This is a genomic window from Achromobacter sp. GbtcB20 (genome assembly GCF_019091095.1).
GTDB classification, from domain to species: Bacteria; Pseudomonadota; Gammaproteobacteria; order Burkholderiales; family Burkholderiaceae_B; genus Achromobacter; species Achromobacter mucicolens.
Genome location: NZ_JAGXJZ010000009.1, coordinates 20,728 through 34,592, shown reverse-complemented (window position 1 = coordinate 34,592; position 13,865 = coordinate 20,728). Strand labels below are relative to the sequence as shown.

Annotated in this window: 20 protein-coding genes; 3 read left to right on the top strand and 17 right to left on the bottom strand. The window is 63.0% G+C overall.

Going from position 1 to position 13,865, the window contains the following annotated elements; genetic code table 11:
- Positions 1-114: 114 nt before the first annotated feature.
- The gene (locus KVT32_RS13695) at positions 115-816 is read right to left on the bottom strand and encodes a cytochrome c (protein WP_108006863.1); all 702 of its coding nucleotides are present in this window, start codon (positions 814-816) and stop codon (positions 115-117) included.
- A 264-nt stretch (positions 817-1,080) separates the two neighbouring features.
- On the opposite strand from KVT32_RS13695, the gene yihA reads away from it, so the two are divergent.
- On the top strand, positions 1,081-1,704 hold the full coding sequence (gene yihA / locus KVT32_RS13690; RefSeq protein WP_056327074.1) for a ribosome biogenesis GTP-binding protein YihA/YsxC: 624 nt from the start codon (positions 1,081-1,083) through the stop codon (positions 1,702-1,704).
- Positions 1,701-2,717 carry a porphobilinogen synthase gene (gene hemB / locus KVT32_RS13685; RefSeq protein WP_056327072.1) on the top strand — a complete coding sequence of 339 codons (1,017 nt, stop codon included), beginning with the start codon at positions 1,701-1,703 and terminating at the stop codon, positions 2,715-2,717. The genes yihA and hemB overlap by 4 nt, the downstream gene beginning before the upstream one ends.
- 78 nt (positions 2,718-2,795) lie before the next feature.
- Here hemB and KVT32_RS13680 read toward each other — a convergent pair whose 3' ends face one another.
- The 3 genes from KVT32_RS13680 to cutA form a co-directional block, all read right to left on the bottom strand.
- A complete protein-coding gene (locus KVT32_RS13680) occupies positions 2,796-3,677 on the bottom strand; it encodes a DMT family transporter (protein WP_152385387.1) in 882 nt (293 codons plus the stop codon).
- 207 nt (positions 3,678-3,884) lie between these two features.
- Positions 3,885-5,690, bottom strand: coding sequence for a protein-disulfide reductase DsbD (gene dsbD, locus KVT32_RS13675; protein WP_227741369.1), 1,806 nt, complete (start codon positions 5,688-5,690; stop codon positions 3,885-3,887).
- Between the two features lie 92 nt (positions 5,691-5,782).
- Positions 5,783-6,130: a divalent-cation tolerance protein CutA gene (cutA, locus tag KVT32_RS13670; RefSeq protein ID WP_056327070.1), complete on the bottom strand. Its 348-nt coding sequence runs from the start codon at positions 6,128-6,130 to the stop codon at positions 5,783-5,785.
- Positions 6,131-6,252: 122 nt separating this feature from the next.
- On the opposite strand from cutA, the gene KVT32_RS13665 reads away from it, so the two are divergent.
- Entirely contained in the window at positions 6,253-6,705 is a 453-nt protein-coding gene (locus tag KVT32_RS13665; protein WP_056327068.1) for an HIT family protein, read from the top strand.
- 91 nt (positions 6,706-6,796) lie between these two features.
- Here KVT32_RS13665 and rplQ read toward each other — a convergent pair whose 3' ends face one another.
- The 13 genes from rplQ to rplF form a co-directional block, all read right to left on the bottom strand.
- A complete protein-coding gene (gene rplQ / locus KVT32_RS13660; protein WP_006389635.1) occupies positions 6,797-7,189 on the bottom strand; it encodes a 50S ribosomal protein L17 in 393 nt (130 codons plus the stop codon).
- A 187-nt stretch (positions 7,190-7,376) separates the two neighbouring features.
- Positions 7,377-8,363 carry a DNA-directed RNA polymerase subunit alpha gene (gene rpoA / locus KVT32_RS13655; protein ID WP_217618372.1) on the bottom strand — a complete coding sequence of 329 codons (987 nt, stop codon included), beginning with the start codon at positions 8,361-8,363 and terminating at the stop codon, positions 7,377-7,379.
- Positions 8,364-8,591: 228 nt separating this feature from the next.
- On the bottom strand, positions 8,592-9,215 hold the full coding sequence (gene rpsD, locus KVT32_RS13650) for a 30S ribosomal protein S4 (RefSeq protein ID WP_056327065.1): 624 nt from the start codon (positions 9,213-9,215) through the stop codon (positions 8,592-8,594).
- Positions 9,216-9,226: 11 nt separating this feature from the next.
- Positions 9,227-9,628 (bottom strand): 30S ribosomal protein S11, encoded by a 402-nt coding sequence (gene rpsK, locus KVT32_RS13645; RefSeq protein ID WP_006216516.1) that lies wholly within the window; start codon positions 9,626-9,628, stop codon positions 9,227-9,229.
- 15 nt (positions 9,629-9,643) lie between these two features.
- Positions 9,644-10,009, bottom strand: coding sequence for a 30S ribosomal protein S13 (gene rpsM / locus KVT32_RS13640; protein ID WP_008168996.1), 366 nt, complete (start codon positions 10,007-10,009; stop codon positions 9,644-9,646).
- Positions 10,010-10,052: 43 nt separating this feature from the next.
- Complete coding sequence (gene rpmJ, locus KVT32_RS13635) at positions 10,053-10,166, bottom strand: 50S ribosomal protein L36 (protein ID WP_003806928.1); 114 nt, start codon at positions 10,164-10,166, stop codon at positions 10,053-10,055.
- 34 nt (positions 10,167-10,200) lie between these two features.
- Positions 10,201-10,419, bottom strand: a complete 219-nt coding sequence (gene infA / locus KVT32_RS13630; protein ID WP_003806927.1) for a translation initiation factor IF-1 — start codon at positions 10,417-10,419, stop codon at positions 10,201-10,203.
- A gap of 8 nt (positions 10,420-10,427) precedes the next feature.
- On the bottom strand, positions 10,428-11,753 hold the full coding sequence (gene secY, locus KVT32_RS13625; protein ID WP_056327063.1) for a preprotein translocase subunit SecY: 1,326 nt from the start codon (positions 11,751-11,753) through the stop codon (positions 10,428-10,430).
- A 13-nt stretch (positions 11,754-11,766) separates the two neighbouring features.
- Positions 11,767-12,207 (bottom strand): 50S ribosomal protein L15, encoded by a 441-nt coding sequence (gene rplO / locus KVT32_RS13620; protein ID WP_056327061.1) that lies wholly within the window; start codon positions 12,205-12,207, stop codon positions 11,767-11,769.
- A gap of 9 nt (positions 12,208-12,216) precedes the next feature.
- Positions 12,217-12,402, bottom strand: a complete 186-nt coding sequence (rpmD, locus tag KVT32_RS13615; RefSeq protein WP_006216520.1) for a 50S ribosomal protein L30 — start codon at positions 12,400-12,402, stop codon at positions 12,217-12,219.
- 3 nt (positions 12,403-12,405) lie between these two features.
- Positions 12,406-12,927, bottom strand: a complete 522-nt coding sequence (rpsE, locus tag KVT32_RS13610) for a 30S ribosomal protein S5 (protein WP_008168987.1) — start codon at positions 12,925-12,927, stop codon at positions 12,406-12,408.
- 15 nt (positions 12,928-12,942) lie between these two features.
- The gene (rplR, locus tag KVT32_RS13605) at positions 12,943-13,308 is read right to left on the bottom strand and encodes a 50S ribosomal protein L18 (protein ID WP_008168985.1); all 366 of its coding nucleotides are present in this window, start codon (positions 13,306-13,308) and stop codon (positions 12,943-12,945) included.
- A gap of 21 nt (positions 13,309-13,329) precedes the next feature.
- The gene (gene rplF, locus KVT32_RS13600; RefSeq protein ID WP_062838799.1) at positions 13,330-13,863 is read right to left on the bottom strand and encodes a 50S ribosomal protein L6; all 534 of its coding nucleotides are present in this window, start codon (positions 13,861-13,863) and stop codon (positions 13,330-13,332) included.
- Positions 13,864-13,865: the final 2 nt, after the last annotated feature.

Sequence of the window (13,865 nt, the reverse complement as noted above, 5' to 3'; positions counted from 1 at the left end):
AAGGGGGGCCGCGCTATCGGCTACCCCCCTCATAGACAGTGCGAGTCGGAACGAGGTTCCGGCGCGCGCAAGTTGCATCAACGCGGACCGGCCGCGCACGTTGCGGCCAATTGCTTACCGAAGGCCAGCCGCGTAATCCGACACCGCCTTGATGTCGGCATCCGACATGCGGTCCGCGATGGCGTGCATGACGTCGTTCTTGCGGTCGCCGCTGCGGAAAAGCTTCAGCTGCTCTTCGATATATACGGGGAACTGCCCCGACAAACGGGGGTACTGGCCAGGGATGCCCGCGCCATTGGCAGAATGGCACGCCGCGCAAGCCGGGACGTTGCGGTCAGGCAAACCGCCACGCCAGATCTTTTGACCTAGCTCAACCAAGTTCTCATGGCCGGCGGTGGCGGGTTCCTTCAGGGGCTGCTGCGCCAGATACAGCGCAATGTTCTGCATGTCTGCCGGCGTCAGGTTCTGCACCATGGCGGTCATGGGGCTGGGATTGCCGTCGGGACCATTGCGCACGGGGGTCTTGGCGCCTTCCTTCACCTTGAAGTCGGCAAGCTGCTTGGCCAGGTACTCGTGCGGCTGCGCGGCAAGGTTCGGGTTCACCGGAATGGTGCTGTTACCCGCCGCGCCGTGACAGGAAGCACAGGCAATGATGCCGCGGGACGCGTCGCCCTGGTCAAACAGCTGACCGCCCTTGGCGGCGTCTGGTTTGGCCGGGCCCGCAGCGCCATTGGCGGCGAAACTCGTAGCAGAGAAGGCGGAGGCGCCGAGCAACAGCCCGCTCGCAACCAACATCCGGGACAGCACACGCTTCATGAAGACCTCGACGATCACATCGATCAAGGCGCAAAAAGGCGCCCACGCCTGCCCGCACTTGCAGTAAACCGTATCGAACCTGTTTTGCTTGTCCTGCTTTGCGATCTTGCTGCGGTGCTGCATCCATCGGCCCAAGAAGGGCTACAAAACGTCTGGATGGCAGCTAAACAGTAAGCAAAAAAGACGGCTCCGCACACGCGGACCACTGTAGCAAACGCCGGATTATACAATAGGGCTCGAAACCAACCGTATCGAAAGCCATCCGTGTCCCTCCTACATCGCGCCTCCTTCCTCACCTCCGCGGCTCGCCTCGACCAGTTGCCGCCCGCCGGCGCTCCCGAGGTCTGCTTCGTTGGCCGCTCCAACGCCGGCAAATCCACGGCCATCAACGTGCTGTGCAACCAGCGCCGTCTTGCGTTCTCCAGCAAGACGCCGGGCCGCACGCGCCTGATCAACATGTTCAGCCTGCCCGACCCGCTGGACCCGGAAGCCCACATCGGCTATCTGGTCGACCTGCCCGGCTACGGCTATGCGTCCGTGGCCCGCAACGAAAAGGAAAAGTGGGCAGACATCCTGGGCGGCTATCTGCGCGACCGTGAATCGCTGGTCGGCATCGTCCTGCTCATCGACATCCGCCGCGGCGTGACCGAACTGGACCGGCGCCTGGCCAACTTCATCGCGCCCACCGGCCGCCCGGTCCTGGCCCTGCTGACCAAGGCCGACAAGCTGCCGTACGGCCAGCGCATGCGCACCGTCTTCTCGGTCCGCAAGGACCTCGCCGACATCGGCGCGCTGCATACGGTCCCCTTCTCGGCGCCCGAGCGCATCGGGCTCGAAGAGGCCGGCGCTCACATCGAAAATTGGATTTCCCCGAAGGTCGTACCATGAACCCGCAGATCATCACCCCTGAGTTTCCGGTTTCCCGCCCCCGCCGCCTGCGTCGCGACGACTTCACCCGCCGTCTGGTGCGCGAGAACGCCCTGACGGTCAATGACCTGATCTACCCGGTCTTCGTGGCCGAAGGCTCCGGCCTGCGCCAGCCGGTGGCGTCTCTGCCCGGCGTGGTCCGCTATTCGCTGGACACCCTGCTGCCCGTGGCCGAGGAATGCGTGGCGCTGGGCATTCCGGTGCTGTCGCTGTTTCCCGCCATCGACCCGGCGCTCAAGACCCCGGACGGCATCGAAGCCACCAATCCCGACGGCCTCATCCCGCGCGTGGTCCGCGAACTGAAGTCGCGTTTCCCGGAACTGGGCGTCCTGTGCGATGTGGCGCTGGACCCGTACACCAGCCACGGCCAGGACGGCGTCATCGACGCGGACGGCTACGTGGTCAACGAGCCCACCGTCGAAATCCTGGTCAAGCAGGCGCTCACGCAGGCCGAAGCCGGCGTGGACATGGTCGCCCCCAGCGACATGATGGACGGCCGCATCGGCGCTGTGCGCCGCGCCCTCGAGGCCAATGGCCACATCCACACGCGCATCATGGCCTATTCGGCCAAGTACGCCAGCGCGTTCTACGGTCCGTTCCGCGACGCCGTGGGCTCGGCCACCAATCTGGGCAAATCCAACAAGATGGCCTACCAGATGGATCCGGGCAACCTCGACGAGGCGCTGCGCGAAGTGGCCGGCGACCTGCAGGAAGGCGCCGACATGGTCATGGTCAAGCCGGGCATGCCTTACCTGGACGTGCTGCGCCGGGTCAAGGACACGTTCCGCGTGCCGACCTTCGCCTATCAGGTGAGCGGCGAATACGCCATGATCAAGGCCGCCGCCGCCAATGGCTGGCTCGACCACGACAAGGTCATGATGGAGGCGCTGCTGGCCTTCAAGCGCGCCGGCGCCGACGGCATCCTGACGTACTTCGCCATCGAAGCGGCAAAGCTGCTGAAAAGCCAGCGCTAAAGCCGGCGGGCGCGGCGGACTGCCGTCTGCGCCCTTTTTCGTGCTTTGCCTGCCTGCGCGCCGGCACCCCCCATCGAATCAGGCCTTTGCAGCGGCAGCGCGTGCCGGCTGCGCGCCGCGGCGCAGGCCAAGCCACGTTCCGCCCAGCACACACCCCAGTCCGACGACATGGGTCAGGGTGACGTGCTCATCAAGGAACAGGGCCGCGAACAGCAGCCCGAAAATCGGCAACCAATTCACGAACAGCGCGGCGCGGCTGATCCCCAGCCGCGCGATGCCCGCGTTCCAGACGATGTTGCTGACACCCGAGGCGATCACCGCCGAAAACATCAGCACGGCCCAGGGCCACCATGCCATCTGCCACGTGCCCGCCTGGTATGAAGACGGCGTCAGCGCGGCATGCCCGACCAACATCAATCCGCCGGCCAGATACATGTACCAAAGCATGCCCAGCGGATCCATCATCCGCGACATCCGCTGAATCACCAGGCCGCCAAACACAAAGACGAGCACGGCCACGAACACCACCGCGTCGCCCCAGCCCGTCAGTCCGAGTTGCGCGCCGCTGCCCACCACCACCATGCCCACACCCAACAGGCCCAGCAGCGCGCCGGCGATGCGGGTGGTCGTGAGCTTTTCGCGGTAGAAGATGGCGGCCAGGAAGGCGGACAGCAACGGGCTGGTGGCCATGATCAGCGTGCCGTTGGCTGCCGATGAAAAGCGCAGCCCCGACACCAGTGCCACCTGGTGCGCGTACACCACCAGGAACCCGGCCAGCGCCACCCAGCCCAACTGCGCGCCGCCCAGCTTCGGGATGCGGCCGCGGCGCGCCTTGATGATGAGTGTGACGGTGACAAACGCAATGACGATCCGAACGGCGGCCAGCGCCTGGATGTCCATGTGCTGCGTCAGATACTTGATGGAGACGATGTTCAGGCCCCAGGTGGCCATGACGAACATCAATTGAAGATAGATCAGACCATGCCGGTCCTGACTTGCATCAACGGTGGGGGACGTCACGGCGTGAGCCTGGAGGGAGATGGATGCGCCGCGCGGGCAGCGAAGCGATCATGGTATATCGCCCCTTCCCTCGATTCAATGCGCGGCGGGCTGCGTTGCGCGCATCAGACGATGGCGCGCCCAGCCCGGCCCCCGTGCGCCGCGCCCTCAACGGACCAGGACGCGGTCCAGCGACTCGGTAAAGCGCTTGGCGTCCTGGAATCCCACGACGCGAGCTTCCGCGATCTCCTTGCCGCCGGGCTCGAAGAACATGATGCCCGGCGGACCGAACAGACGGAATCGCTTGAGCAGCGCACGGTCGTCGGCATTGTTCGCCGTCACGTCTGCCTGCACCAGCACCATTCCAGCCATGCGCTGCGCGACCCCCGCATCGGTAAAGGTGAATCGCTCCATCTCGCGGCACGACACGCACCAGTCCGCATAGAAGTCCAGCATCACCGGCCGGGTGCTCTGCGCCAGCACCGCGTCCAGTTCGGCGTTGCTGCGGACCCGGGTGAACTGGACCTCGCCCGCCGCGGCCCCGCCAGCTGCCGGCGCTTCACCGCGCGCGGCCAGGTGCGAGAGCGGCTGCAGGACATCGCGGCCCCCGCTGGCGGCCCCCACCAGCCACGCCGCGGCCGCCAGGGCGAGCAGCAGGCCCAGCCCCTTGCCAAACATGCGACCGGCGCCTGCGCCCGGCGGAAGGGCATCAAAGGCGCGCAGCATCACGGCCGACACGACGGCCAGGAATGCCCAGCCCGTCATCTGCACCCACGTCGGCACGACGGGGATGAGCATCCACCACGCCGTCGCCAGCAACAGCATGCCGAACAGCCGCTTGACGCCGTCCATCCAGGGACCGGCCTTGGGCAGCAATGCCGAAGACGACGCGCCGACAATCAACAGCGGCACGCCCATGCCCCAGGCCATTGCAAAGAGCGCCGATCCCCCCAAGACCACGTCGCCTGTCTGCGAGATGTACAGCAAGGCGCCAGCAAGCGGAGCTGCAACGCAGGGCCCGACGATCAGGGCCGACAGCGCGCCCATCACCAGCGCCCCGGTATATCGCCCGCCCGGCATGCGCGAGGACCGGTCCGACAGCATGGCCTGGATGCCGGAAGGCATCTGGAACGTGAACACGTCGAACATGGCCAACGCCAGCACGGCCAGCAGGATGGCGAAAAGCGACAGGATCCACGGCGTCTGCAGCCAGGCGGCGAGCCCCGCGCCGCTCAGCCCGGCCGCCACGCCCAGCGCGGTGTACACGACCGACATGCCCAGCACGTACGTCGCGGCCAGCGCCAGACCGCGACTGCGGCTCGGCCGGTGGTGCTGCGCCCCGCCCAGCACGATCGACGACAGGATGGGAATCATGGGCAGCACACATGGCGTGAAAGCCAGCAGCAGGCCCAGCACCAAAAAGACGCCCGCCGTCTTGATCCAGCCCAGACCGCCCAAGGCATCGGCCAGGCCCGTGTCGCCCGCGTTCACCAACGCGGACAATCCGCCGGAAGTTGCCGGTGCCGCAGACGCGGCCCCGCCAATTCCCGTGCCCGCCACCGCATAACCGCCGGCCACGGGCGTGAGTTTGACGGTGCTGTCCATTGGCGGATAGCACAGCCCGGCATCCGCGCAGCCTTGGCCCGTCAACGTCAGCGTGAAGGGCTGTCCTCCCGCGCCGACGGGGACGCGGATCGTCACGTCCTTGTGAAAGACCTCCATGTCTTTTTCGAAGGTCGGGTCGTATTTGACTTCGCCCTTGGGATAAACGGCTTGCCCGAGCTTGGTGGCGTCGGCCGGGGTGATCGCAATCCCGAAGCGCTCGCGGTACATGTAATAGCCGGGCGCCACGCGATAGTGCAATTCGAGCGTATCCGGCGACGCCATCTGCGCGCTGAACACAAAGGCTTTTTCCGGTTCGAGGAATTCGGCTTGCGCACGCGCGACGGTCTGCCATCCCAGCAGCAGAAGCATCACTGCCAGCAATGCCAGGCAGTGCCTCAGGATCGAAGGGGTCACGCTGAGGGCGCGCCCGCGCGCGCCAACCGTACCGGCAAGTTGCAACATCAGTTTCTCTTGTTCTGCGTAATGGCCGTCTGCTCGCGCACCCAGTCCAGGTATGGCGCCGCGCCGCCGATGACTGGCAGCACGATGATCTCGGGAACGTCGTAGGGGTGCATCTGCGACAGGGCCTGTACGACGGCGGCATGCCGCGCGTAGGTCGTCTTGATGTGGATGGGAATTTCCTCCGTCCCTTCGACCTCTCCGTTCCACAGGTAGATGGACAACCCCGGCGCGCCAAGGTTCACGCAGGCTGCCAGCCCGTCCTCGACGAGCACGTGCGCGATACGCTTGGCCAGAAGCAGATCCGGCGCATTGCTGATGACCAGCACGACGTCGTCATCGCGCAACATGGAACCTCCTTGGGATACCCGCGTGGGATGTAACTCGAGGTATTTTATCGATATTGCGGCCAACTCCCCGGCGCTGCCGGTCGCGCGGCCGCCGCGCCATCCCTTTTCACGCCGAGGCAAGCATGTCCGACAACTGCCTGTTCTGCCGCATCGCCCGTCACGAAATCCCCGCGCACGTCGTCCACGAAGACGACCGCCTCCTGGCCTTCCTGGATATCCACCCCGTGCGCGCCGGCCACACGCTCATCATCCCCAAGCAGCACTATCCCTACTACGAGGACATGCCGGCCGACCTGGCGGCCAGCATCGTCAACCTGGGTCAGCGGCTGGGGCGCCAGATGAAGCGCCTGTACGGCGTTGAGCGCGTGGGTTTTGCCTTCACGGGGATCCACGTTGCGCACGCGCATGCGCACGTCATCCCGATGCACCACCCGCAGGACGTGACATCGACGCAGTACATCGAGCAGCAGGATCTGACTTTCAAGATGCCGCCTCAGTCGCCGCCGGAAGCGCTCGCGGCCACGGCGGCGCAATTGCGCGGGCAACTGCGCGGCGGCCCCGAACGTGGAGAATGAGCACGGCAAATGCGCGCAGTAAGCGAAGGAAGGCGAAAAAAACAAGGGCGGGTCCGAAGACCCGCCCTTGTCGCTTATCTAGCTGCCGAAATTACTCGGCGCTGTCCTCAGCGGCTTCATCGACTTCCGGACGGTCAACCAGTTCCATGAAAGCCATGGGAGCGTTGTCGCCTTGACGGAAGCCCATCTTCAGCACGCGGGTGTAGCCGCCGTTACGGGCCGCGTAGCGCGGGCCGATTTCGGCAAACAGCTTCACAACCGCATCGCGATCGCGCAGACGGGCAAAGGCCAGACGCTTGTTCGCGAGGGTGGGCTCCTTGCCCAGCGTGATCAGGGGTTCGATGACGCGGCGCAATTCTTTCGCCTTCGGCAGCGTGGTCTTGATTGCTTCGTGAGTGATCAGCGAAACAGCCATGTTGCGGAACATGGCAAGACGGTGACTGCTGGTGCGGTTGAGCTTACGCAAGCCATTACCGTGACGCATGATAAGTTTCCTTTGAATCTAAAGACGGCGTTTCCGCCATCGGGTTGCCGGCTCTTCTATCAGCCTGCAATCAGGCTGCGGTCCGGTAGAAAACGGGGCATTTTACGACGATTTCGCAAATCGCCCGGCAACTAAGGCCGGGCGCTGCGGGAGACGCCCCTTCGCAGGGGCGGCACCCTTTCAAGACTTAGGGACGCTCCAGGCCCAGGGGCGGCCAGTTCTCGAGCTTCATGCCGAGAGTCAGGCCACGTGCAGCCAGCACTTCCTTGATCTCGTTGAGCGACTTGCGACCCAGGTTCGGGGTCTTGAGCAGCTCGTTTTCGGTACGCTGGATCAGGTCGCCGATGTAGTAGATGTTTTCGGCCTTCAGGCAGTTGGCCGAACGCACCGTCAGCTCCAGGTCGTCGACCGGGCGCAGCAGCACCGGATCGATCTGCGGCGTGCCGCGGACCGGGGCTTCGTACGAATCGCCGGCGCCTTCCAGGGCGGCGAACACCGAGATCTGGTCCATCAGGATGCGGGCCGATTGGCGCACCGCTTCCTCGGGCGAGATCACGCCGTTGGTTTCGATGTCCAGAACCAGCTTGTCCAGGTCGGTGCGTTGTTCCACGCGGGCGCTTTCAACCGCGTAGCTCACGCGGCGAACCGGGCTGAAAGAGGCGTCCAGAACGATGCGGCCGATGGTGTGCGTGCGGTCTTCCGACAGCGCGCGCACGTTGCCCGGCACATAGCCGCGGCCTTTCTCGACCTTGATCTGCATTTCCAGCTTGCCCGCTTCCGTCAGGTTGCAGATGGCATGGCCGGGGTTGATGATCTCGACGTCGTGCGGCAGCTCGATGTCGCTGGCCAGCACGGTGCCGGCGCCGGACTTGCGCAGAACCAGCGTCACTTCGTCGCGGTTGTGCAGCTTGAAGACCACGCCCTTCAGGTTCAGCAGGATGTCGACGACATCTTCGCGAACGCCCGGGATGGTCGAGTATTCGTGCACCACACCGGTCATCTGGACTTCGGTCGGCGCGTAGCCGGTCATCGAAGACAAGAGGATGCGGCGCAGGGCGTTGCCCAGCGTGTGACCGTAGCCACGCTCGAACGGCTCCATCACGATCTTGGCATGGTGCGTGCCGACCGGTTCGACTTCAATGGAGCGCGGCTTCAGGAAAGCTTGAGTGGACATGTACTGAATTCCTTTTCAATACCCTCGGCTCGTTACACCGATAAGGCTGATGGACAGGGTGAGACGGTAAAGCTTGAAACACGGGCTGCGAAAAGCCGCCCGATACTTACCGCAAAGCCCGCTCCACCAAAACGGCGAAAGCGGGCTGCTGCGGGACGTGCAAACGGGTCGACCGGGTCGCGGGACCAGCTTGCCAGCACCTTGCGAAGGAGGCGCCGGCAGGCGTGATTAACGCGAGTACAGTTCGACGACCATCGATTCGTTGATGTCGCGAGCGACGTCAGCGCGATCGGGAGCCGACTTGAACGTGCCGGTCAGCTTGGCCGCGTCGACTTCCACCCACTGGGGGATGCCGATGCTGGTGGCCAGGTCGAGCGATTCCTTGATACGGCCTTGCTTCTTGGCCTTTTCACGAACCGAGATGACGTCGCCAGCCTTGACCAGCATCGAAGCGATGTCAGCCGTGTGGCCGTTCAGTTCGATGGCGCGGTGGCTCACCAGCTGGCGAGCTTCGGCGCGCGTCGAGCCGAAGCCCATGCGGTAGACGACGTTGTCCAGGCGCGATTCCAGCAGCTGGATCAGCGTTTCGCCGGTGTTGCCACGGCGACGCTCGGCTTCAGCGAAGTACTTGCGGAATTGCTTTTCCAGCACGCCGTACATACGCTTGAGCTTTTGCTTTTCGCGCAGCTGCAGGCCGTAGTCGGAAGTGCGGGCACCCGAAGTGCGGCCGTGTTGGCCAGGCTTGGAATCCAGCTTGCACTTGGAATCCAGCGAGCGGCGGGCGCTCTTCAGGAACAGGTCAGTACCCTCGCGGCGCGAGAGCTTGCATTTGGGTCCAATATAACGTGCCATGTGGATTCCCTTTAGATACGACGACGCTTCGGCGGACGGCAGCCGTTGTGCGGAACGGGCGTGATGTCGGCGATGGACGAGATCTTGATGCCCAGCGCGTTCAGTGCGCGAACCGACGACTCGCGGCCAGGACCGGGGCCCTTGATGCGGACTTCCAGCGTCTTGATGCCGTACTCGAGCGCAACGCGGCCGGCCGTTTCAGCGGCAACCTGCGCGGCAAACGGGGTCGACTTACGCGAACCCTTGAAGCCAGCACCGCCCGACGTGGCCCACGACAACGCGTTGCCCTGACGGTCGGTGATGGTGATGATGGTGTTGTTGAACGAAGCGTGAACGTGCGCGATGCCGTCCGAGACGTTCTTCTTGACCTTTTTGCGCACGCGCGAAGCGCCGCTGGTGGAAGCTTTCGCCATAATCCTGTTCCTCGATTATTTCTTCAGGGACGCAGCAGCACGACGCGGGCCCTTGCGGGTCCGGGCGTTGGTGCGAGTGCGCTGGCCGCGCACGGGCAAACCGCGCTTGTGACGCATACCGCGGTAGGTTCCCAGGTCGATCAAACGCTTGATCGAGAGCTGTACTTCACGACGCAGGTCGCCTTCAACCGTGAACAAACCAACATGTTCGCGGACGCGTTCCAATTCAGCGTCGCTCAGATCCTTGACCTTTTTGTCAAAGGGTACGTTTGCCGCTTCGCAAATCTTGCGAGCGCGCGTACGACCGATGCCAAAAATGGCGGTCAGGCCGATCTCGGCGTGCTGTTGCGGCGGAATGTTAATGCCAGCAATACGGGCCATGACTGTTCCTTGAATAAATCCGTTGCGTAGTCGCTAACCCGAGTTAGCCTTGACGCTGCTTGTGACGCGGGTCGGTGCAGATAACGCGCACCACGCCGTGACGTTTGATAACTTTGCAGTTGCGGCAGATCCGCTTAACCGATGCCATTACTTTCATGGTTGACTCCTAATTTTCCGTAATCCGGTTTCGCTCACTTGGAGCGGAAAACAATCCTGGCTCGCGTCAGATCATAGGGCGTGAGCTCCACTGTGACCTTGTCACCCGGCAGGATCCGGATGTAATGCATACGCATCTTGCCGGAAATATGGCCCAACACCACGTGGCCGTTTTCGAGCTTGACGCGAAATGTCGCGTTCGGGAGGTTCTCAAGAACCTCACCTTGCATCTGAATGACGTCGTCCTTGGACATTCTTTTGCTTACCGCATCGGCAAACCCGCGCCCTTGAAGTTGGCCTTCTTGAGCAACGAGTCGTACTGGTGAGACATCATGTAGGCCTGAACCTGCGCCATGAAATCCATCGTCACCACCACAATGATCAACAGAGACGTACCACCGAAGTAGAAAGGAACGTTCCAGCGCATCACCAAGAATTCCGGCAACAGGCACACCAACGTGATGTAGATGGCACCTGCGAGCGTCAAACGCATCAGGATCTTGTCGATGTAGCGCGCCGTTTGCTCGCCCGGACGGATGCCCGGAACAAACGCACCACTCTTCTTCAGGTTGTCCGCCGTTTCGCGGCTGTTGAAAACCAGAGCCGTGTAGAAAAAGCAGAAGAAAATAATCGCGACCGAGTACAGCGTGATGTAGAGCGGTTGACGAGGCGACAGGGCCGCAGCCAGGTCGCTAAGCCAGCGCATGTTCTCGCTGCTGGAGAACCAGCTCGTGATCGTGGCCGGGAACAGAATGATCGACGACGCGAAGATCGGCGGAATCACCCCTGCCATGTTCAGCTTCAGCGGCAGATGCGAGCTCTGACCACCGTAGACCTTGTTGCCGACCTGACGCTTGGCGTAGTTCACCGTGATCTTGCGCTGTCCGCGTTCCACGAACACCACAAAAGCGGTAACCAGCACCACCAGAGCCACGATGAACAGCGCCGAAAGCACAGACATCGCGTTGGTGCGGACCAGGTCCAGCAGTGCAGCCAGCGCCGCGGGCAGACCCGCAACGATACCTGCGAAGATCAGGATGGAGATCCCGTTGCCCAGACCGCGCTCCGTGATTTGCTCACCCAGCCACATGACGAACATGGTGCCGGTGACCAAGGTCACGACGGTCGTGAAGCGGAACAGCATGCCCGGATCGATCACCAGTCCCTGTTGGGACTCCAACGCCACCGAAATGCCCACTGCTTGCACCAGCGCCAGCACGACCGTGCCGTAGCGGGTGTATTGGGTAATCTTCCGACGACCGGACTCGCCCTCTTTCTTGAGCGCTTCCAGCGACGGCACCACCACCGACATCAACTGCATGATGATGGATGCCGAAATGTACGGCATGATCCCCAGGGCAAAAATCGAGAAACGCGAGAGCGCCCCGCCCGAGAACATGTTGAACAGGCCCAGGATCCCGCCCTGGTTCTGACGGAACAAGTCCGCCAGCGCGTCCGGGTTGATACCCGGAACCGGGATGTGTGTACCCAAACGGTAAACCACCAGGGCGAGCACCAGGAACACCAGACGGCGCTTCAAATCGCCGTATCGTGCTCCGGATTTGCCCAATGCCTGCGCGTTAGCCACTCGTCACCTCTGATCAAGCAAGCGAGCCGCCCGCGGCTTCGATGGCGGCGCGAGCGCCGGCCGTCGCGGTAATGCCCTTGAGCACGACCTTGCGCGAGAGTTCACCAGACTTGATGACCTTGGCGTAACGAACCGCCTGGCCAATCACGCCGGCCGCCTTCAGCGCTTGCACATCGATTTCGTCGATGGGCAGGGCTTCGAGGTCCGACAAGAGAACTTGTGCATACAGGTGTTGACCCAGCGGGGTGAAACCACGCTTGGGCAGGCGACGTTGCAGCGGCATTTGACCGCCTTCGAAGCCAACCTTGTGGAAACCGCCCGAGCGCGACTTCTGACCCTTGTGGCCACGGCCGGCGGTCTTACCCAGACCCGAACCGATGCCACGGCCGACGCGGCGCTTGGCGTGCTTGCTGCCCTCGGCGGGCTTCAGCGTATTAAGTTGCATATCCGACATGGTGATTCCTTAGGCTTCCGAGACGGAAACGAGATAATCCACCTTACGGATCATCCCACGCACCTCGGGCGTATCGACCAGCACGCGGCTGCTGTTGATGCGACCCAAGCCCAAACCGCGAACCGTATCACGGTGCGATTGCTTGGTACCGATCACCGAGCGCACGAGGGTCACTTTGATCTGCTTCTGAGCCATGATTTACCCCAGGATTTCTTCGACCGTCTTGCCGCGCTTGGCAGCAACATCGGCCGGGGTCAGGGAGGCGCGCAGGCCGTTCAACGTGGCGCGAACCATGTTGTAGGGGTTGCTCGAGCCCAAGCTCTTGGCAACCACGTTACGCACACCCATCACTTCGAAAATAGCGCGCATCGGGCCGCCGGCGATAACGCCAGTACCTTCAGCAGCGGGCGAAATCAGCACGGTAGCGGCGCCATGCTTGCCAACCACGGTGTGGTGCAGCGTGCCGTTCTTCAGAGCGACCTTGAACATGCCGCGACGGGCTTGTTCCATGGCCTTCTGAACGGACACCGGCACTTCACGCGCCTTGCCCTTACCCATGCCGATGCGGCCATCGCCATCGCCAACCACGGTCAGCGCGGCAAAGCTCATGGTGCGACCACCCTTGACAACTTTGCTCACGCGGTTGACCGCGATCATCTTTTCGCGGAGGCCGTCATCGTTCTCTTTTTCCGCGGCGTTCTTGCCTTGTACTTTAGCCATTTGACAGATCCTCGCTTAGAACTTCAGGCCGGCTTCACGCGCGGCATCGGCCAGCGCCTTGACGCGGCCATGGTAACGAAAGCCCGAGCGATCGAAAGCGACCAGTTCGATACCGGCAGCCTTGGCCTTTTCGGCCACGCGCTTGCCAACCAGCGTCGCAGCGGCTTTGTTGCCACCCTGACCGGTTTGGCCGGCCAGTTGCGCACGCACTTCGGCTTCCACCGTCGAGGCGCTGACCAGAACGCGATCGCCTTCCGGCGAAATGATGTTGGCGTAGATGTGCTGGTTCGAGCGGAAAATCGAGAGGCGATGAACGCGCAGCTCGTTGATCTTCCGGCGAGTCGGAACCGCACGACGCAAACGGGAAACTTTTTTGTCCATGATTCGTCCTTGCGTGCGCCGTTATTTCTTCTTGGTTTCTTTGATGACGACGCGTTCGTCCGAGTAACGCACGCCCTTGCCCTTGTAGGGTTCGGGTTCGCGGTACGCGCGGATTTCAGCGGCCACCTGACCGACGACTTGCTTGTTGGAGCCCTTGATGACGATTTCCGTCTGGGTGGGGCATTCGGCCTTGATACCGGCCGGCAACTGATGCAAAACGTCGTGCGAGAAACCGAGCTGCAGCTTAACGGCGTCGCCTTGAACCGAGGCGCGGTAACCCACGCCAACCAGGTTCAGCTTGCGCTCGAATCCCTTGCTCACGCCGTTGACCATGTTGGCCACCAGCGCGCGCACGGTACCCGACATGGCATTGGCGTGACGGGAATCGTTGGCAGCGGCAAACGTGAGCTTGCCACCGTCCAGCGAAATCGTGACGTCGCCAGTCAGGGGTTGGGTCAAGGAACCCAGCGGGCCCTTGACGGTGATCTGATCCTGCTTGATGTCAGCTTCGACACCCTTGGGCAGTTCGACCGGATACTTAGCGATACGTGACATTC